Below are 19131 nucleotides of genomic sequence, written 5' to 3'. Positions count from 1 at the left end.
CGTCCATGATTAAGCGAATTGCTCAAACGGCAGGCTTTGCGGGTTTGCTGGCAGCCTTGCTGTTGACCTTGTTGCAAAGCCTTTGGGTCGCCCCCCTGATTCTCCAGGCCGAAACCTATGAAACCCCGGCTGGCGCCCACGCGCATGAGCACGACGCGACAGCCGTCCCAGGCCACAGCCATGACGCCGAAGCTTGGGAGCCTGAAGATGGCTGGCAGCGCGTGCTCTCGACCACTGGTGGCAACTTAGTAGTAGCGGTTGGCTTTGCCCTGATGCTGGCGGGGTTTTATACCCTGCGCGCCCCCACCCGCACGTCACAAGGCCTGCTCTGGGGCTTGGCGGGTTACGTCACTTTTTGTTTGGCGCCGACCCTCGGCTTGCCGCCTGAACTACCCGGCACAGCGGCTGCCGACTTGTTACAACGCCAGATCTGGTGGGTGACCACGGCTGCCTCTACCGCCGTGGCGATTGCACTGGTGGTGTTGGGCAAGCATTGGGCGTTGAAAATACTGGGCGTGGTTATTCTGGTCATTCCACACATCATGGGCGCACCACAGCCACTGGAGCACTCAAGCCTGGCCCCCGAAGCGCTGGAAACTCAGTTCAAAATAGCCTCACAACTGACCAACCTTGCGTTCTGGTTGGCCTTGGGCGCTATTAGCGCTTGGTTGTTTAGCCGCAAACCTGCAAGTAACTACTCGGCATGAAACCTGACAGTACAGCGCCAATACTGGTGATTGGCCTGGGCTGTCGACAAGGTTGCAGTGTCGATGACGTGTTGGCGCTGATCGAGCATTCATTGAGCCACGCCGGGATCGCGATAAGTGAACTCTCGGCGATGGCCAGCCTTGATCGCAAAGCCGACGAGCCGGGGCTGACGCAATTGGCCGAACAACTCAATCTTGCGTTTGAAGTGTTCAGTGCCCAACAGCTTGCCCCTTTCGTATCACGCTTGAGCCAACGGTCTGAGCGGGTATTCGAGCAAACGGGGTGTTGGGGCATTGCAGAAAGCACCGCATTAGCCTTGGCCGAGCGCCTGGGCGGCGCGCCGGCGAGGCTATTGATCACACGCCAAAGCACGCCGATGGCAACGTTTGCATTGGCCTGCACTGAGCAAAAAGCGCGATAATCCGCCGCCTCACTATGAGCGTTGTTCAAGAGCAGCTCTATTTCGCCCCTTTCAAGAGACTCCCATGACTGTTTATTTCATTGGTGCCGGCCCCGGCGATCCAGAGCTGATTACCGTCAAAGGCCAGCGTTTGATTCGCACCTGCCCAGTGATTATCTACGCCGGTTCATTGGTTCCCACGGCCGTGCTGGAAGGTCATCAGGCCCAGCAGGTGGTCAACAGTGCCGAGTTGCACCTTGAGCAAATCATCGAGCTGATCAAAAGTGCCAACGCCAAGGGCCAAGACGTTGCTCGCGTTCACTCAGGCGACCCAAGCCTGTATGGAGCGATTGGCGAACAAATCCGTTGTTTGCGTGAGCTGGATATTGCATTCGAGATTGTTCCGGGCGTCACTGCCACGGCCGCCTGTGCAGCCTTGTTGGGCGCAGAGTTGACCCTGCCTGATATTTCACAAACCGTGATTTTGACCCGCTATGCCGAAAAGACCTCGATGCCTGCGGGTGAAGAGTTAGCCAGTTTGGCGCAGCACAAAGCGACAATGGCAATTCACCTCGGGGTAAAAAACCTTAAGAGCATCGTCGGCGAATTGACCCCGCATTACGGCAGCGACTGCCCGATTGCCGTCATCCATCGCGCCAGCTGGCCCGATCAAGATTGGGTGACCGGCACACTGGCAGACATTGCCGAGAAGGTTCAGGCAAAGGGTTTCAAGCGCACAGCGCTGATTCTGGTAGGCCGGGTGTTGGCCAATGACAGTTTCTGCGCGTCATCGCTGTACCGTGCGGGGCATGCGCACCTTTATCGGCCCTGATCACATCCCTCGCCCCCACAAAGTTTTGTGGCGTTTGGCGATTCACAGCCATAAAAAAACGGTGCTCACGGGGCACCGTTTTTCTTCATGCTAGCAGCGAACACCCTGTTACTGATGGCTCAGTAGTAGGCGTTTTCTTTCTGCGAGTGGTCGGTCACGTCACGCACACCTTTGAGCTCTGGCACACGCTCAAGCAAGGTACGTTCAATGCCTTCACGCAGGGTAACGTCTGCCTGACCACAGCCTTGGCAACCACCACCGAACTTGAGGACGGCAATTCCGTCTTCAACCACTTCAATCAGGCTGACCTGACCGCCGTGACTCGCCAAACCGGGGTTGATCTCGGTTTGCAGGTAGTAGTTGATGCGCTCGTTAATCGGGCTATCAGCATTGACCATTGGCACTTTGGCGTTGGGCGCCTTGATGGTCAATTGGCCACCCATGCGATCAGTGGCGTAGTCCACGACCGCATCTTCAAGAAACGCTTCGCTGAACGAATCGATCCAGGCCGTGAAGCTTTTAAGGCCGATGGCTGTATCTTCAGGTTTCACTTCATTGGGTTTGCAGTACGCAATGCAGGTTTCAGCATACTGGGTGCCCGGCTGGGTGATAAAGACGCGGATGCCGATGCCCGGGGTGTTCTGCTTGGACAGCAGATCAGCCAGGTAATCGTGGGCGGCGTCGGTAATCGTTATGGCGCTCATGGAATCTCCTCGCAGACATGGGGCGCAGTTTACGCCAATCGGCGCGCCTGACAAAGTCCTAGTATTTTTGTCAGGAAAGCTGCACCCCACGCAGTAAAACAATCGGGCCGACTACAGGTTCTCGTAGCGGTTCATATCCAGCACCCCAGCCTCAACCGGGTCAGTCTCGTTGATGTACTCGCCCAAGTCGTGAAAGTACTGCCAAAACTGCGGGTGGCTTCGGCGTATCCCCCAACGCTCAACGATGGCGTCAAAAGCCTCTTGGTCCTTGCATTGCTCCATCGCCTCGACAAAAGCCTCCACCTCGCCCGCCGCAATATTGAACATAAAATTGGGGTAGCTGCTGAGCACTCCTGGATACAGAGTCAACGTATCCAGGCCAGGTTGCAGGCGATATTCCTCACCCAGCATGAAGGCCACGTTGGTGTGCGCGCGGTTGCGCAACAAGCTGTAAACCTCGCGCTTACCGTTGGCATCCTCGATGCGCAGCATGGTTGCTTCAGGCAGTTGATTAATCACTGCCAGCCCCGCCGCCGGGCGTGAAGTTAAACGACTGAGCGACTGTTCGGCGTACTGAAACGCCTGAGCCACATTAGGTCGCGAACAATAAGCGCCGGTGCAGCGATTTATCGGATCAGGCCGCGCATTCAGGGTGCCAGTGCGCTCAATCAGCTTGAGTGCGAAGTCCCGCTTAGGGTCCGACAGGTCAAGCTTCATGCCGGTCGGGGTGTCAGTGTCGATTTTCTGGTAGTCCATCCACATCTTCAGCTTGCCGCTGTTTTGATACCAATCGCTGAGAATGCTCGCCCGTGAATTGGCAGGCATCAAACGCAAAAAGTTAACCTCGGCGCCATTACGGATCAAATCGAAATACAAACGGGTTTGCGCTTGATGCGACACATTACCGAATACATCGAAGTTAACCGCCAACTGATAGTACGTGCGCTCAAGCAACGGATAGTCGAACAGCCACAGCGTTTGCGGCACATCGCCGATCAACCCTTTGGTCACGCTGGCACTGTCAAAGTGCCGGAAGATGGTCAGCAACGCGTTGTCATTGCCCGCCCACAGGGTCGACCAGCTCGGCGGTGGCATTTCGGCATAGGCTTGCTGACGCAATTGCTCATAGTCATTACGTTTGTCGCGGTACGAATGCCAAAGGGTAATGATGCTGCCCACATCATCAATTTGCCCCGGCATCGCCAGCAGCGGCGTGGCTTCACCTCGATAAGCGGCATCAACGACATAACGATCGCGCGCAGGCTCCTGGAACACCGCCCAGAAATTATCGCGGATCACGTCCGTCGCAATTTGCCCTCGGCAAACCGGGCCTCGAATAAAGGTGCGCACAAAGTACTCGGCGTTATCGAGCATGAATTGGTAGCGCGCGACAGCCGGGATAGCTTCAAAAGTTTCAAACGGGTTAGCCCGCCCCCGTGGCCCATAACCGGGCAGCTTGGCCGCATGCCAATCACCGCTGTAAAACAGCTGTTTAACTCGCGCCAGCTTACGTGCGCCCATCGGGTAAGTGATGTGGGTTTTGTGCACAATCACGCCTTGCACGGGCATCAAGCGGTAGTAAAACCCAGTGCCAGGGTCGTCATTGGGACGGCGCGTGGCGATCAGATCAATCGGTTGACCGCTGGGTGTACGCGAACGCACCCACTGGAAGAAATGCCCGGGTACACCGTTATCAAAATAGGCATGGGCCAAAAACAAATGCTCGTATAACCAGCGCGCAACCAGTGCTTCTGTTGAGCCCGGACGATTGAGCAGAGCTTCCCACTCATCAATCTGCGCAGCCTCAATGTCGCTCGGTTTGATTGCATGCTGGTCAACCGGCGCGCCTTGAGCTAGCCAGGCCTGAACTGTCATGTACTGCTTGTCCGTGAGACCGGTAACGGCCAAAGGCATGCCTTCTTTGGGATGACTTTGCGCATAAGCATTGAATTCGCCCGGCGCTGGGCAGGTATTTTCCCGGTTCAGGCCCAGTACGATCTCTTGAGGTAACTTGGCATTGGGTGTGAGCGGCGTGCTGTGCCCCAATTCGAGCATTCGCGCCATCAGTGCTGCTTGTGCGCCCTGGGCATCCAGCACCGAATAAAACCCTTTGCGCTGCCACGCTTGTGGCCCTTGGGCGTCATAGAAAATACGCGTGGGCGGCACGGCTGTGGTGCGGTCACCTTGGTAAACCGGCACCTTGGTCGCGCCACGGGTTGCCCCTTCTGCGCTGCCCAAATTTAGCTGGCAGGCGGCATCGTTACACGCATGGCAAGCCACGCATTTTTCAGTGAGGATCGGCTGAATGTCACGGGTATAAGAAATAGCCGGGCTGGCAAGGGGTACTTGGCCCAGCGCAGTACTGCACACCACCAGCATCACGGCGCCGGAAAGGAGGCGAAAAAACATGTGCCATTGTCCTGATATTAGAAATGTCGCGATTCTACCCGTGCAGCACTCGTATCAACATGAGCGAAATTCATGTAAATCGGCAAGTGCTCAAATCCCACGCAGGTTTGTTATGATTTGCCATCTTTTGCATGGCTCTAACAGGTAGTCCTATGTCTGACCGCAGCGCTCGTCTCAAAGCACTTCAGCAAGCCCTCAAAGAGCGCATTCTGATTCTCGATGGCGGCATGGGCACTATGATCCAAAGCTACCGTCTAGAGGAACACGACTATCGTGGCACACGCTTTGCCGATTGGCCGAGCGACGTAAAAGGTAATAACGACCTTTTGATCCTTACGCGCCCCGATGTGATTGGCGCGATTGAAAAGGCGTATCTGGATGCCGGTGCCGATATTCTCGAAACCAACACCTTTAACGCCACCCAAGTGTCTCAGGCCGATTACGGCATGCAGGCACTGGCCTACGAGCTAAACGTAGAAGGCGCACGTCTGGCTCGCAAGGTTGCCGACGCCAAAACCCTAGAAACGCCGGACAAGCCCCGGTTCGTTGCTGGCGTACTCGGCCCGACCAGCCGCACCTGCTCGCTGTCCCCGGACGTAAACAATCCCGGCTACCGCAACGTGACCTTTGATGAACTGGTGGAAAACTACACCGAGGCCACCAAAGGCTTGATCGAAGGGGGCGCGGATCTGATTTTGATTGAAACAATCTTCGACACCTTGAACGCCAAAGCAGCGATTTTTGCAGTGCAGGGCGTGTTTGAAGCGCTTCACATTGAGCTGCCGATCATGATTTCCGGCACCATCACCGATGCGTCCGGCCGCACATTGTCTGGCCAGACCACCGAAGCCTTCTGGAACTCCATCAGCCACGCCAAACCGATTTCAGTAGGTTTGAACTGTGCACTGGGTGCCAGCGAGTTGCGCCCCTACCTCGAAGAGTTGTCAAACAAAGCCAGCACTTACGTCTCGGCCCACCCCAACGCCGGCCTGCCAAACGAGTTCGGTGAGTACGACGAACTGCCCGCGCAGACGGCCAAGGTCATTGAAGAGTTCGCCCAAAGCGGTTTCTTGAACATTGTGGGTGGTTGCTGCGGTACCACGCCGGGTCACATCGAAGCCATTGCCAAAGCGGTGGCCGGTTACGCTCCGCGCCAAATCCCCGATATTCCCAAGGCCTGCCGCCTCTCAGGGCTTGAGCCTTTCACCATCGACCGCAACTCGCTGTTCGTAAACGTCGGCGAGCGGACCAACATCACCGGTTCCGCCCGTTTTGCCCGCTTGATCCGCGAAGACAACTACACCGAAGCGCTGGAAGTGGCCTTGCAACAAGTGGAAGCCGGCGCCCAGATCATCGACATCAACATGGACGAGGGCATGCTGGATTCGAAGAAGGCGATGGTGACCTTCCTCAATCTGATTGCCGGTGAGCCTGATATCTCTCGCGTGCCCATCATGATCGACTCCTCCAAATGGGAAGTGATCGAAGCCGGCCTTAAGTGCATTCAAGGCAAGGGCATCGTCAACTCGATCAGCATGAAAGAAGGCGTAGAGCAGTTCATCCATCACGCCAAACTGTGCAAGCGTTATGGCGCGGCCGTCGTGGTAATGGCGTTCGACGAAGCCGGTCAGGCTGACACCGAGGCGCGCAAAAAAGAAATCTGCAAACGCTCCTACGATATTTTGGTTAACGAAGTGGGCTTCCCCCCGGAAGACATCATCTTTGACCCGAACATTTTCGCCGTCGCTACCGGCATTGAAGAGCACAACAACTACGCTGTGGACTTTATCAATGCGTGCGCCTACATCCGCGATGAGCTGCCTTATGCTCTGACGTCGGGCGGCGTGTCCAACGTATCGTTCTCGTTCCGGGGCAACAACCCGGTGCGCGAGGCGATTCACTCCGTGTTCTTGCTGTATGCGATTCGCAACGGCCTGACGATGGGTATCGTGAACGCTGGCCAGTTGGAGATCTACGACCAGATCCCAACCGAGCTGCGCGACGCGGTAGAAGACGTAGTACTCAACCGTACGCCTCACGGCACTGACAACTTGCTGGCAATTGCCGACAAGTACAAAGGCGATGGCAGCGTCAAAGAAGCCGAAACCGAAGAGTGGCGTGGCTGGGATGTGAACAAGCGTCTTGAGCACGCACTGGTCAAAGGCATCACCACCCATATCGTTGAAGACACCGAAGAATCACGCCAATCCTTCAAGCGCCCGATTGAGGTGATCGAAGGCCCACTGATGTCAGGCATGAACATCGTCGGCGACTTGTTTGGTGCCGGCAAAATGTTCCTGCCGCAGGTGGTCAAGTCTGCCCGCGTGATGAAGCAGGCGGTGGCGCACTTGATCCCCTTCATCGAACTGGAAAAAGGCGACAAACCCGAGGCCAAAGGCAAGATCCTGATGGCCACGGTTAAAGGCGACGTACACGACATTGGCAAGAACATCGTGGGCGTGGTACTGGGCTGTAACGGCTACGACATTGTTGACTTGGGCGTGATGGTCCCTGCTGAAAAAATCCTTCAGGTGGCCAAAGAGCAAAAGTGCGACATCATCGGCCTTTCCGGCCTGATTACGCCGTCGCTCGATGAAATGGTTCACGTTGCACGCGAAATGCAGCGTCAAGACTTTCACCTGCCGCTGATGATTGGTGGCGCGACCACGTCCAAGGCGCACACAGCCGTCAAGATTGAGCCCAAGTATCAAAACGATGCCGTGATCTACGTGACCGACGCCTCCCGTGCTGTGGGCGTGGCCACGCAATTGTTGTCCAAAGAGCTCAAGCCAGGCTTTGTCGAAAAAACCCGCCTGGACTACATCGAAGTTCGCGAGCGCACTGCCAACCGCAGCGCCCGCACTGAACGATTGAGCTACCCGGCTGCCGTGGCTAAAAAGCCGCAGTTCGACTGGGCCAGCTACCAGCCCGTCAAGCCGACCTTCACGGGCGCCAAAGTGCTGGATAACATCGACCTCAAGGTACTGGCGCAATACATCGACTGGACGCCGTTTTTTATCTCGTGGGATCTGGCCGGTAAGTTTCCGCGCATCCTGACTGATGAAGTTGTCGGAGAAGCCGCGACTGCGCTGTATGCGGACGCACAAGAGATGCTCAACAAATTGATCGACGAAAAACTGATCAGCGCCCGTGCCGTGTTTGGTTTCTGGCCTGCCAATCAGGTCAATGACGACGATCTGGAGCTATATGGTGACGATGGTCAACCATTGGCCACGTTGCATCACTTGCGCCAGCAGATCATCAAGACCGACGGCAAGCCAAACTTCTCGCTGGCCGACTTTGTTGCACCAAAAGACAGCGGCGTAACCGACTACGTGGGAGGCTTTATCACCACCGCAGGGATCGGCGCCGAAGAAGTGGCCAAGGCGTATCAAGATGCGGGGGATGACTACAACTCCATCATGGTCAAAGCACTGGCCGACCGTTTGGCTGAAGCCTGTGCCGAGTGGTTGCACCAGCAGGTACGTACCCACTACTGGGGTTATGCTCAGGACGAGCAACTGGCCAATGAAGACTTGATCAAAGAGCAATACAGCGGCATCCGCCCTGCTCCCGGCTACCCGGCTTGCCCCGATCACACCGAGAAGGCCACGCTGTTCAAATTGCTGGACCCTGAGGCTGAAGAGATGCGCGCAGGCAAAAGCGGCGTGTTCTTGACCGAGCATTACGCCATGTTCCCTGCCGCAGCCGTCAGCGGCTGGTACTTTGCCCACCCGCAAGCCCAGTACTTTGCAGTGGGCAAGGTCGACAAGGACCAGATCGACAGCTACACCGCACGCAAAGGTCAGGACCTAAGCGTGACCGAGCGTTGGCTGGCGCCGAACCTGGGGTATGACAACTAAATAATCGCAACCTGCACCAAATCCCACGCAGGGTGTGGCCCGCAGGTGCTGCCCGGGCACGAAGGCGGCGATCTATAGGATCTACAGATCGCCGCCGACGGCAGCTGCTCAATTACTGGACTATGCTGACCCAAACGCTACACGCGTGGAGGGATGTATGGACGATCCAGCCAACAACAAACCACCTACCTTCTGGCAGGTGCTGCACAGCGTCATGGCTGCCGCTTTTGGGGTGCAAAGCGCCAAAAACCGAGCCCGTGATTTCACCCACGGCAAGCCCAGCCAGTTCCTGTTCATTGGCCTGTTATTTACCGCCGTTTTCGCATTAACCCTGTTCGGCATCGTCAAGTTGATTTTGCATCTAGCAGGCCTTTAAGGCGCTTTAAGGACAGGTTTCAAACTGAAGGGATAGCGGTAAGTATCAGGTTTGCCCTGAGCCGAGTACCGCGAAAAGTCCAGCTTATAAGTGCCACTGCGAGTGACCGCCAATAACTGCTGTGCCTGCTTGATATTAAGCAGTTGCAACAAGGGTAACTGCCGATCTCTGCCACCGAATCGTGAAGTGTCGACGCCCTTGGCATCATCACTGAGCAACACCATCGCCCAACCCCCAACCGTAAAGTGCCCAGCGACCAAGGCACTCAATCGACCGCTCACCCTAGCCTCCAACGCAGGTATCGAACTGTTTACAGCACTGAACAAGAGATCGCGGCCGGGGATGCGCCCCGCCTCTTCTGCTGCGCGCATGGCACCGAAGGCCATTTCGTCATTGGCGCACCAGACCATCGCCGTTTCGGGATAGCGCTTAAACAGCAAGGCTGCTTGTTCATAAGCGCGCTGCTGGTTCCACTCGCCATAAACCACTTGTCGCAAACGCACCTCAGGGTGCTCTGCCAAAGCTCTGCGCAGCCCCTTTTCGCGCAATTGCGCAGCAGGCGTATTCTTCACACCCGAAAACGCAAGCAGATCCACCTTTTGCCCTGCGACCAATGGGCCGTACTGGCGAATCAACTCGTTGAGCATCAAGTAGCCAGCCTCTTCATCATTGGCAACCATGCTGCCAATCCAGCCGGGGTAGTTTGCCTCTATGGGCTGAACGAGCTTGGTTTGCTCGGGGGTCAGGGCGTTATTGACCATAAACAGCTTCACCCCGCTGCCTTGAGACAGGCGCAGAATTTGCGGTGCTATGTATTGTTCATTGACGAAAACCAGATAGTCAGGACGATTAGCGCCCTGCAAGGCTTCACGTGCCTGATGGATCGCTGTTTGCGCCGAGCGCTCGGCGTATTGGATGTCTAGCTGCAAACCTAATTCACTGGCAGCTGCCTGCATGAACTGCGAATAGGTCAGCCAAAAGGTTTCTTTCGCATTGCCAGGGTTAAGAAACACGACGGAGGCTGCCTGAGCCATTGCCGAACATAAAAGACACAGTATCAACGCACTGCTGCAGATGACGTTAACAAGCATGGCGACCCTAACCTTGGCAATGGATGTGCTAAACAGCCCGAACAATACCATCTCATGCTCGAAGAATAACCTTTCTCGTCAACAGGATGATCTGAAGCCCACTCTTGGGAAGTAGTTCAAAAAAATAGAGCTAACAAATTGCATGACCCAAGGTCGCGCTATCGTCTAGCGCGATATATATTGCGCACTTTCAAAAATATCTTAATTCAAGAAGGGAGAGCATTAACCCCCTCAACACTCAAGAACTTGGTACTCATTTTTTACGCAAATGAAGCCAAATGAGAAGCATGCTACTCCTGCCATGCTTCTCACCAACAACACCTAAACACTATATCCGCACAACTATCCAACCACGTGTCCGCTATATTTTAACAAGCCGCCAAGAAGTTTCCCTCTCATGTCCATCAAGACCCTGCTCAAAATCTACATTGATGCCCAATACGCCCAAATACACGTCATCGGAACCTGGCGCGCTTTTAAAAGCCCCAGGAAACTGCTCCAAATACCCATCGTCCTTATCAAAGGTGTTGAATAATTTTACTTCGGCGCCAGAGCGTATTGGGTGCGGGCTCACGCTTGGCCCTTCGTTTGGAGCTTGATTTTGATTTTGACTTTGACTTTGGCTTTGGCTTTGGCTTTGGCTTTGGCTTTGGCTTTGGTTCTGATTCTGGCCTTGGCCTTGGCTTTGGCTTTGATTCTGATTCTGGCTTTGGCTTTGATTCTGGCCTTGGCTTTGATTCTGGCCTTGGCTTTGATTCTGGCCTTGGCTTTGATTCTGGCCTTGGCTTTGATTCTGGCCTTGGCTTGAACCCTCTAATGGTAAGGGCTCTTCACCCCCTACAATCAACCACTCTCTATTGCTTGTGAGTTGATCGTTCACAACTGCAACTATTTCATATCGATCCGAAACAGGATTTATATTACCGACGGCTAGGTGGCCGGCAATTTTCACATCTTCCCCTGAAGCCCCGAAAGCATTTCTTAGTAATATTCTCTGACCACTCAATACTTCCATGCCTGGTAATACAGCGACATTCTCAGCAGAAGGCTCAATTATCCAAAACAGTTGAGGCGCAGTATTATTATTATCAAACTTACCCGACACAATGTTACACGATGCGTAAGGGCTATCAGTATATCCAAGAAGACAAGAGTCTCTTGAAACGCACTCTATCTTGACTTTATCCCCATACACTAAAATTTCATTAGCCATGCAACACCTCCAGACAGCGTGATTTTGCTTACATCCCAAACCAAGTATCCAAACCTACCTTCCTGCTGTCTACTATCAGAAGTCACAGTAGACAATTCATGATTTTCATCGTATGAAAATCAAAACCTTGAATAGACTTTAAGCCGACGACACTAAATCCATCTACATATTCAAAACAACGTCTTCTTATACTATGTGTATGCGGGCAGCTAAATTACCGATATTCAAACGCCATTAAAGAGATGAGCACGGCCCCTTAAATTCTCTTGGACCGTTCCAAATTTTTCTGATGAATGCACACTAGTTCTTACGCGCCCATAGGGCCGCCCAGCTTAAAGAAGCTGACCGCACCTACGCGCACATCGTGGATGTGATGGTGATGGAGGGCAACGCACACATTAAAGCCGTGTGCTCTTACGGCTGATGACGGATTTTCTCATCACTGGTGAACAAGGCTTTTTCTGATCAATTCACCAGCCACGGATTAGTACAAGCACCACCCGTGATGTTGCGCCGAGCTTACTGGTGGCTAACCCAGAAAACAGCCGCTGAAACCACCAGCACAATCAGAAAAAAAATGGCCCAAGCGTCGACCTTGCTATCGTTTTTACGTGCCTTGACAGGAGTACTCATCGCATCGCCTCTTTTCGGTTTTATGGGTGAATGCTTCAAGACTTCTTCACAGTTAAGTCGAGCAATGCCCTTCTCACAAGTAAGGTATTGAGAATCAACCTCTTATAGTCGTTTTGGTTCTTTGCATATGCTTAAACATCACTTTTGCGCATAACAGCAAACTGGTATGGTGCCTCGCTCCGTGGGGAGTGCGCGGCCGTGCGCGCAGATAAGCTGTTAGCAGCCTGAGAACAGGACCTATATGTACGTATATGACGAGTACGATCAGCGGATCATCGAGGACCGCGTCAAGCAGTTCCGAGATCAGACCCGACGCTATCTGGCAGGTGAGCTGAGCGAAGAAGAGTTCCGCCCCCTGCGCCTGCAAAATGGCCTTTATGTTCAACGTTTTGCCCCGATGTTGCGGGTGGCGGTGCCTTATGGCCAGTTGACTTCGCGCCAAGCGCGCATGATGGCCAAGATCGCCCGCGACTATGACAAGGGCTACGCCCACATCAGTACCCGGCAGAACGTGCAATTCAACTGGCCCGCACTCGAAGACGTGCCGGACATTCTTGAAGAGCTGGCCACCGTGCAAATGCACGCCATCCAGACCAGCGGCAACTGCTTGCGCAACGTGACAACCGACCAGTTTGCCGGTGTTGCCGCCGATGAGGTCACCGACTCGCGTCCGTGGTGTGAAATCGTTCGTCAATGGACGACCTTTCACCCTGAGTTCGCTTACCTGCCGCGCAAGTTCAAAATCGCGATCAACGGCTCTGCCTCTGACCGCGCGGCCATCGAAGTGCATGACATTGGCCTGGAGCCCGTGTTCAACGATGCGGGCGAGTTGGGCTTCCGTGTATTGGTAGGGGGCGGCTTGGGCCGTACGCCTGTCATTGGCGCATTCATCAACGAGTTCTTGCCGTGGCAAGACTTGCTCAGTTATCTCGAAGCCATCCTGCGGGTTTACAACCGCTATGGCCGTCGTGACAACAAGTACAAGGCGCGGATCAAAATTCTGGTCAAAGCGCTTACGCCAGAAGTCTTTGCAGAACGCGTAGAAGCCGAAATGGTTCACCTGCGCGGCGGTTCAACCACGCTGACCGAAGCTGAAGTTGAGCGCATTGCCAAGCATTTCGTTGACCCCGATTACAAAGCCCTACCCGACTTCGGCGCCCAATTGGCCGAGCTCGACCAGCAGCACCCGGGTTTTGCCCGTTGGCGCTCGCGCAACACCTTGGCTCACAAAAAGCCTGGCTACGTTGCAGTCACCCTGTCGCTTAAGCCCACAGGCGTTGCGCCCGGCGACGTGACGGATAAACAGTGGGATGGCATTGCCGACATGGCAGATCGCTACAGCTTCGGCCAACTGCGAACCTCCCACGAGCAAAACATCATTTTGGCGGACGTTGAAGAAAGCCAGCTGTTCACCATGTGGGGCGAGTTGCGCGAGCAAGGCTTCGCCACCCCTAACATTGGCTTGCTAACCGACATGATCTGCTGCCCTGGCGGCGACTTCTGCTCGCTGGCCAACGCCAAGTCGATCCCGATTGCCGAATCGATCCAGCGTCGCTTTGATGATCTGGACTACCTGTTTGATATTGGCGAGCTGGACCTGAACATCTCCGGCTGCATGAACGCCTGTGGTCACCACCACGTCGGTCACATCGGGATTCTGGGCGTTGACAAGAAAGGGGCCGAGTTCTATCAGGTTTCCTTGGGCGGCAGCGCCAGCCGTGACGCCAGCCTTGGCAAAATCCTGGGGCCATCGTTTGCTCAGGACGACATGCCGAATGTGATTGAGAAGCTGATCGACGTGTACATCGAAAAACGCACTGAAGATGAGCGTTTCATCGACACCTACCAACGTATCGGCATCGACCCTTTCAAGGAGCGCGTCTATGCAGCGAATCATTAAAAACAACGAGGTCATCGACGAAACCTGGCACTTGCTGCCCAAGGACGCGAGCTTCGATGGTATTTCCAACTGCGACGACCTGATCGTTCCATTGGTGTTGTGGCGCGAGCACGGTCACGCGCTCAAGGCCCGTGATGGTGGCTTGGGCGTATGGCTGGACAGCGATGAAGAGGCCGAAGAAATTGGCCCGGACGTGGAACACTTTCAGGTGATTGCCTTGAACTTCCCGGCTTTCACCGATGGTCGTAGCTACTCCAATGCTCGCCTGTTACGTGACCGCTATGGTTACAAGGGCGAGCTGCGGGCCATTGGCGATGTGCTGCGCGACCAGTTGTTTTACCTTCATCGTTGCGGCTTTGATGCGTTTGCCATCCGGGCCGACAAAGACCCGTATGAAGCGCTGCAAAGCCTGAAAGACTTCAGCGTTACCTATCAGGCTTCGTCGGACCAACCACAACCGTTGTTCCGTCGCCGCTAAAACGACAAAGGAGCCGTGCAATACACTGCGCGGCTCCTTTGTGGGCGTGTTTACTGGCGCTTTGATAAGCGCCAGTTTTGTTTGTGTCACCAGAAACGCTGTTGGGTCAAACGGCTCCACAACGAATCTACCACGCGCTCTGCCGAGGTACTGGCAGCCAAACCCACGCGTTCCTGCAAGCTTTTACGCTGGGCGTAGTGCAAGTGATACAGCTGTGCTTGCTTGGCCCGTTCCGACAAATACTCATCACTGGTTTGCAGCTCGTCGACCAGTTGCTTTTCGACTGCCGCCACACCCAGCCAAACCTCACCTGTGGCCACCTCATCAATCGCCAGTTGCGGGCGATATTTAGCCACAAAGTTTTTGAATAACTGGTGAGTGATGTCCAAGTCCTGCTGAAACTTCTCACGGCCTTTTTCAGTGTTTTCACCAAACACAGTCAGGGTTCGCTTGTATTCGCCTGCCGTTAGCACTTCGTAGTCAATGTCATGTTTTTTAAGCAGACGGTTAACGTTCGGCAGTTGGGCCACGACACCAATGGAACCCAAAATTGCGAACGGCGCGCTGATAATCTTCTGCCCAATGCACGCCATCATGTAACCCCCGCTGGCCGCCACCTTGTCGATGCAGATGGTCAGCGGAATGCCCGCCTGACGAATGCGCGCCAGTTGTGACGATGCCAAGCCATAGCTGTGAACCATGCCGCCGCCGCTTTCAAGGCGTAAAACCACTTCATCAGTGGGGGTGGCCAGCGTCAGCAAGGCAGTAATCTCATGACGCAAGCTCTCGGTGGCCGAGGCTTTGATATCGCCGTCAAAATCCAGCACAAACACCCGAGGCTTATCTTCAGGTTGCTTTTTGAGCTTTTTATCCGTTTTGCCTTGCTGCTTACGCAGTGCCTTGAACTGATCCTTGGACAGCAGTGACTGCTCAAGCTTTTCACGCAGGCCCTTATAAAACTCGTTCATTTTGGTGACCTGCAACTGCCCGGCAGAGCGGCGACGCCCCTTGCCACGCAAGGCCGCAATCGTGACCAGCACCACCATAATGGCAATCACCAACGTGACGGTTTTAGCCAAAAAACTGGCGTAATCGGCAAAAAATTCCACAGCCTCTCCTCAAATGCCTGTGCAGCCCTTGGGTCAGGGCCGCGTAATGCCCGTCAGCATACCGGCGTGATCTACTCGCGACCAGCCGTGAAACACCTTGCAGCAAGCACTTACGGGCAATTCAAACAAGCGTATGTTTTTTCATTGACAGGTTCCCGGCATCCTCCTAACCTCGCCAGACTTTCAACGTGGCTGGATGACGCAGACGTGGGCAGCATCTATTTGATTCGACATGGCCAAGCTTCCTTTGGGGCCGACAACTACGACGTGTTGTCGCCACTGGGTGAGCGTCAGGCGCAAGTAGTTGGTCAGCACCTTGTTGATCTGGGCCTGTCATTCGACCGCTGCATTGCTGGCGACTTGCTGCGTCAACAAGACACCGCGCGCCATGCCATGAGCCAATTCAGTGCTGCTGGCCTGGCGGCTCCCACACTCGAAACAGACGCTGCCTTCAACGAATTCGATGCGTTCGCCGTTCTGAGTGCTCTGGTGCCAGGTTTGCTGCCTGATGAGCCCGAAGCGCTAACCACCTTAAGTAATGTGGCTGCGAACCCACAGGAGTTCCAGCGCATCTTTGAGCGGGTCATCGCCCGCTGGCTCAGCGGCACCTATGACACACCTGAGCTGGAAAGCTGGCTAAGCTTTGTCGAGCGTGTGCAAGGCGGCTTAAACCGTATACTCGACGCTGCCAGCCACTCGCAAAATATCGTCGTGTTCACATCCGGCGGTACCATCACTGCCCTGCTCCACATACTGACCCAAATTCCGGCCAACGATGCCTTCAAGCTGACTTGGCACATTGCTAACACCTCGCTCAACCAACTCAAGTTTCACGGTCGCGAGGTCACCCTGGCTTCCTTTAACAGTCATGTGCATTTGCAACTGTTAAAGACGCCATCACTCATCACTTACCGATGAACGATGGCAACCGCAGCCTGCGAGCTGTAGTCACCCACCATAAAAGGATCGAACCATGACTTCTGTAGCTGATGCCGTTCAAGCAATGAAAGCTAAATTCAACCCAGCCGCTGCTGCGGGCCTGGATCTGGTCTTCGGTTTTCGCATTGATGACACCAAGAACTTCTCCCTGATCGTTAAAGACAGCACCTGCGAGCTCAAAGAAGGCGAGAACCCGGACGCTCAAGTAACACTGGTAATGGATGGCGAAACACTGGAAGGCATCGTCAGCGGCGAGACCGACGGCATGCAAGCATTCATGGGCGGCAAACTGCGCGCTGAAGGCGACATGATGTTGGCCATGAAGCTGAGCGAACTGTTCCCGGCTTAAGCCACACGCATCACCCAAAAAACCGAAGCCCACGCCGCTTCGGTTTTTTTTGGTCTGAGTTTCACTCAACCGCTATCAAGGACACTGATTAACCACTAACACCCCTGCCTATAGGGCTTGTGGGCTGCAAGACGGCTCATTAGATTAGCGAATGTTGTCAGGCCTCAAAAATAAGCAGAAGAGATAGACATGGCCCTTACCGACTCGTCCACTCACATCCGTTCTGGCGAAGAACTTGACGTCAGCCTGATTGATTCCTACCTCAAGGCCCACATTCCAGGGCTGACGGGCCACCCCCTGATCAGCCAATTTCCGGGTGGCGCCTCCAACCTGACTTACTTGATTGAATACCCGGGCCATGAACTGGTGTTGCGTCGACCGCCCTTTGGTCAAAAAGCCAAATCAGCCCACGACATGGGGCGTGAGTTCCGCATTCTCAATCAGCTCAAGGACGCTTTTCCCTATTGCCCAAAAGCCTATGCCCATTGCACCGATCCAACGTTGATTGGCGCTGAGTTCTATGTAATGGAGCGGGTCAAGGGGATTATCTTGCGCTCAGACCTGCCGGCCGAGCTCAGCATGACGCCACAGGACACGCGCCGACTGTGCCACAGCTTTATCGACAAAATGGTCGAGCTGCATCAGGTCGATTACACCGCGTGTGGTTTAGGCGAGCTGGGCAAGCCTGAAGGCTATGTGCAGCGCCAAATCAGCGGTTGGTGCGAACGTTACGAAAAGGCCCTGACCCCGGATGCCCCTCGCTGGGAGGCCGTCAAAGCGTGGCTCAAAGCCAACATGCCGGCCGATCACCCGACACCCGGCATCGTGCATAACGACTATCGCTTCGACAACGTGATTCTGGACGCCAATAACCCGATGCAGATCATCGGCGTGCTGGATTGGGAGCTGACGACCCTTGGCGATCCGTTAATGGACTTGGGCAACACGCTCGCCTACTGGATTGAAGCCGATGACCCCGCTCCCGTACAACTGATGCGCCGCCAGCCGAGCAATGCGCCCGGCATGTTGACCCGCCGCCAGTTCGTTGATTACTACGCCGAACGCTCGGGGATTGAGATCGACAATTACGACTTTTATTACACCTACGGGCTGTTCCGCCTGGCGGGCATCGTTCAGCAAATTTACTACCGCTACTACCACGGCCAGACGCAGGACAAACGCTTCGCCCAGTTCGTGCAAATGAATGGGCTGCTTGAGCAGATGAGTCTCAAGGTCATTGAGCAGTCCAGCCTCTAAATTCGCGATCACGAAGGAATCAGCATGTCCAAGACTCAACTGTTCGACCTCGATGGCAAACTCGCTTTCGTTTCCGGCGCCAGTCGCGGCATCGGTGAAGCCATCGCCAAGTTACTGGCCCAACAGGGCGCACATGTCATTGTCTCTAGCCGCAAGCTGGACGGCTGCCAGCCAGTGGCCGACGCAATCATCGCTGCGGGCGGTAAAGCCACAGCCATTGCCTGTCATATCGGCGAAATGACGCAAATCACTCAAGTGTTTGCACGCATCCGAGAAGACTTTGGCCACCTCGATATTTTGGTCAACAACGCCGCCACTAACCCGCAGTTTTGCAACGTACTGGACACCGACCTCAGTGCCTTCCAGAAAACCGTCGACGTTAACATTCGCGGGTATTTCTTTATGTCCGTTGAAGCAGGCAAGTTGATGCGTGCCCACGGCGGCGGCAGCATCATCAACGTGGCCTCGATCAATGGCGTGTCGCCGGGCGAGTACCAAGGCGTTTACTCGATGACCAAGGCCGCGGTGATCAATATGACCAAGGTGTTTGCCAAGGAATGCGCGCAGTTCGGCATTCGTTGCAATGCCTTGCTACCCGGCCTGACTGACACCAAGTTTGCCTCGGCACTGGTCAAAAACGACACCATCCTGAATGCTGCCTTGCAACACATCCCGCTCAAGCGTGTGGCTGCGCCCAGCGAAATGGCCGGGGCCGTGCTGTATTTGGCCAGCGACGCATCCAGTTACACCACTGGCGTGTCACTGAACGTGGACGGCGGCTTTCTCTCATAAATGATCGTGAGCAAGCGCGTGCCTACAGCCATGCAAGACGTGTAGGCGCGAGCGTGCTCTCGAAAGCGAAACCCAGAG

The 19131-nt window shown here is 54.8% G+C and carries 16 protein-coding genes; 11 read left to right on the top strand and 5 right to left on the bottom strand.

Annotated features, from left to right (window positions below; genetic code table 11):
* Positions 1-5 precede the first annotated feature (5 nt).
* The 3 genes from ACZRJQ_RS03050 (at position 6) to cobM (ending at position 1940) form a co-directional block, all read left to right on the top strand.
* Entirely contained in the window at positions 6-707 is a 702-nt protein-coding gene (locus ACZRJQ_RS03050; RefSeq protein WP_463976920.1) for a CbtA family protein, read from the top strand.
* Positions 704-1129, top strand: coding sequence for a cobalamin biosynthesis protein (locus ACZRJQ_RS03045; RefSeq protein ID WP_463976919.1), 426 nt, complete (start codon positions 704-706; stop codon positions 1127-1129). Before ACZRJQ_RS03050 ends, ACZRJQ_RS03045 begins: the two co-directional genes overlap by 4 nt.
* Positions 1130-1193: 64 nt before the next feature.
* The gene (gene cobM, locus ACZRJQ_RS03040) at positions 1194-1940 is read left to right on the top strand and encodes a precorrin-4 C(11)-methyltransferase (RefSeq protein WP_463976918.1); all 747 of its coding nucleotides are present in this window, start codon (positions 1194-1196) and stop codon (positions 1938-1940) included.
* Positions 1941-2059: 119 nt separating this feature from the next.
* On the opposite strand, the gene nfuA is transcribed toward cobM, so the two are convergent.
* Both nfuA and ACZRJQ_RS03030 read right to left on the bottom strand, forming a co-directional pair.
* Positions 2060-2644, bottom strand: coding sequence for a Fe-S biogenesis protein NfuA (nfuA, locus tag ACZRJQ_RS03035; protein WP_019409695.1), 585 nt, complete (start codon positions 2642-2644; stop codon positions 2060-2062).
* A 111-nt stretch (positions 2645-2755) separates the two neighbouring features.
* Positions 2756-5053 (bottom strand): fatty acid cis/trans isomerase, encoded by a 2298-nt coding sequence (locus ACZRJQ_RS03030; protein ID WP_463976917.1) that lies wholly within the window; start codon positions 5051-5053, stop codon positions 2756-2758.
* Positions 5054-5205: 152 nt separating this feature from the next.
* Between ACZRJQ_RS03030 and metH the strand changes: the two genes are divergently transcribed.
* Positions 5206-8916, top strand: coding sequence for a methionine synthase (metH, locus tag ACZRJQ_RS03025; protein WP_463976916.1), 3711 nt, complete (start codon positions 5206-5208; stop codon positions 8914-8916).
* A 157-nt stretch (positions 8917-9073) separates the two neighbouring features.
* A complete protein-coding gene (locus ACZRJQ_RS03020) occupies positions 9074-9292 on the top strand; it encodes a DUF2970 domain-containing protein (RefSeq protein WP_463976915.1) in 219 nt (72 codons plus the stop codon).
* Here the strand turns inward: ACZRJQ_RS03020 and ACZRJQ_RS03015 are convergent.
* The gene (locus tag ACZRJQ_RS03015) at positions 9289-10383 is read right to left on the bottom strand and encodes an ABC transporter substrate-binding protein (RefSeq protein ID WP_463976914.1); all 1095 of its coding nucleotides are present in this window, start codon (positions 10381-10383) and stop codon (positions 9289-9291) included. The two genes, ACZRJQ_RS03020 and ACZRJQ_RS03015, sit on opposite strands and share 4 nt — an antisense overlap.
* A 361-nt stretch (positions 10384-10744) precedes the next feature.
* On the bottom strand, positions 10745-11596 hold the full coding sequence (locus ACZRJQ_RS03010; RefSeq protein WP_463976913.1) for a hypothetical protein: 852 nt from the start codon (positions 11594-11596) through the stop codon (positions 10745-10747).
* Between the two features lie 874 nt (positions 11597-12470).
* Here ACZRJQ_RS03010 and ACZRJQ_RS03005 point away from each other — a divergent pair.
* Positions 12471-14129: a nitrite/sulfite reductase gene (locus ACZRJQ_RS03005; protein WP_463976912.1), complete on the top strand. Its 1659-nt coding sequence runs from the start codon at positions 12471-12473 to the stop codon at positions 14127-14129.
* A complete protein-coding gene (locus ACZRJQ_RS03000; RefSeq protein WP_463976911.1) occupies positions 14113-14607 on the top strand; it encodes a DUF934 domain-containing protein in 495 nt (164 codons plus the stop codon). The genes ACZRJQ_RS03005 and ACZRJQ_RS03000 overlap by 17 nt, the downstream gene beginning before the upstream one ends.
* Positions 14608-14693: 86 nt before the next feature.
* On the opposite strand, the gene sohB is transcribed toward ACZRJQ_RS03000, so the two are convergent.
* Positions 14694-15716 (bottom strand): protease SohB, encoded by a 1023-nt coding sequence (sohB, locus tag ACZRJQ_RS02995; RefSeq protein WP_463976910.1) that lies wholly within the window; start codon positions 15714-15716, stop codon positions 14694-14696.
* Between the two features lie 207 nt (positions 15717-15923).
* Between sohB and ACZRJQ_RS02990 the strand changes: the two genes are divergently transcribed.
* The 4 genes from ACZRJQ_RS02990 (at position 15924) to ACZRJQ_RS02975 (ending at position 19053) form a co-directional block, all read left to right on the top strand.
* Positions 15924-16634, top strand: a complete 711-nt coding sequence (locus ACZRJQ_RS02990) for a histidine phosphatase family protein (protein ID WP_463976909.1) — start codon at positions 15924-15926, stop codon at positions 16632-16634.
* A 55-nt stretch (positions 16635-16689) separates the two neighbouring features.
* A complete protein-coding gene (locus tag ACZRJQ_RS02985) occupies positions 16690-17004 on the top strand; it encodes an SCP2 sterol-binding domain-containing protein (protein ID WP_462023807.1) in 315 nt (104 codons plus the stop codon).
* Between the two features lie 189 nt (positions 17005-17193).
* The gene (locus ACZRJQ_RS02980; RefSeq protein WP_463976908.1) at positions 17194-18261 is read left to right on the top strand and encodes a phosphotransferase family protein; all 1068 of its coding nucleotides are present in this window, start codon (positions 17194-17196) and stop codon (positions 18259-18261) included.
* A gap of 24 nt (positions 18262-18285) precedes the next feature.
* Positions 18286-19053 (top strand): SDR family oxidoreductase, encoded by a 768-nt coding sequence (locus ACZRJQ_RS02975; RefSeq protein WP_463976907.1) that lies wholly within the window; start codon positions 18286-18288, stop codon positions 19051-19053.
* The last annotated feature ends 78 nt before the right edge of the window (positions 19054-19131 follow it).

The sequence above is a fragment of the Pseudomonas sp. E315 genome, assembly GCF_055406205.1.
Note: the sequence above shows the minus strand (reverse complement) of the source record. Positions and strands in the feature narration are given on the sequence as shown.

What these genes read in the sequence shown, in the direction of transcription:
- ACZRJQ_RS03050 (WP_463976920.1), top strand. Translation starts at nt 6, where the DNA reads ATGATTAAGCGAATTGCTCAAACGGCAGGCTTTGCGGGTTTGCTGGCA.
- ACZRJQ_RS03045 (WP_463976919.1), top strand. Translation starts at nt 704, where the DNA reads ATGAAACCTGACAGTACAGCGCCAATACTGGTGATTGGCCTGGGCTGT.
- cobM (WP_463976918.1), top strand. Translation starts at nt 1,194, where the DNA reads ATGACTGTTTATTTCATTGGTGCCGGCCCCGGCGATCCAGAGCTGATT.
- nfuA (WP_019409695.1), bottom strand. Translation starts at nt 2,644, where the DNA reads ATGAGCGCCATAACGATTACCGACGCCGCCCACGATTACCTGGCTGAT.
- ACZRJQ_RS03030 (WP_463976917.1), bottom strand. Translation starts at nt 5,053, where the DNA reads ATGTTTTTTCGCCTCCTTTCCGGCGCCGTGATGCTGGTGGTGTGCAGT.
- metH (WP_463976916.1), top strand. Translation starts at nt 5,206, where the DNA reads ATGTCTGACCGCAGCGCTCGTCTCAAAGCACTTCAGCAAGCCCTCAAA.
- ACZRJQ_RS03020 (WP_463976915.1), top strand. Translation starts at nt 9,074, where the DNA reads ATGGACGATCCAGCCAACAACAAACCACCTACCTTCTGGCAGGTGCTG.
- ACZRJQ_RS03015 (WP_463976914.1), bottom strand. Translation starts at nt 10,383, where the DNA reads ATGCTTGTTAACGTCATCTGCAGCAGTGCGTTGATACTGTGTCTTTTA.
- ACZRJQ_RS03010 (WP_463976913.1), bottom strand. Translation starts at nt 11,596, where the DNA reads ATGGCTAATGAAATTTTAGTGTATGGGGATAAAGTCAAGATAGAGTGC.
- ACZRJQ_RS03005 (WP_463976912.1), top strand. Translation starts at nt 12,471, where the DNA reads ATGTACGTATATGACGAGTACGATCAGCGGATCATCGAGGACCGCGTC.
- ACZRJQ_RS03000 (WP_463976911.1), top strand. Translation starts at nt 14,113, where the DNA reads ATGCAGCGAATCATTAAAAACAACGAGGTCATCGACGAAACCTGGCAC.
- ACZRJQ_RS02985 (WP_462023807.1), top strand. Translation starts at nt 16,690, where the DNA reads ATGACTTCTGTAGCTGATGCCGTTCAAGCAATGAAAGCTAAATTCAAC.
- ACZRJQ_RS02980 (WP_463976908.1), top strand. Translation starts at nt 17,194, where the DNA reads ATGGCCCTTACCGACTCGTCCACTCACATCCGTTCTGGCGAAGAACTT.
- ACZRJQ_RS02975 (WP_463976907.1), top strand. Translation starts at nt 18,286, where the DNA reads ATGTCCAAGACTCAACTGTTCGACCTCGATGGCAAACTCGCTTTCGTT.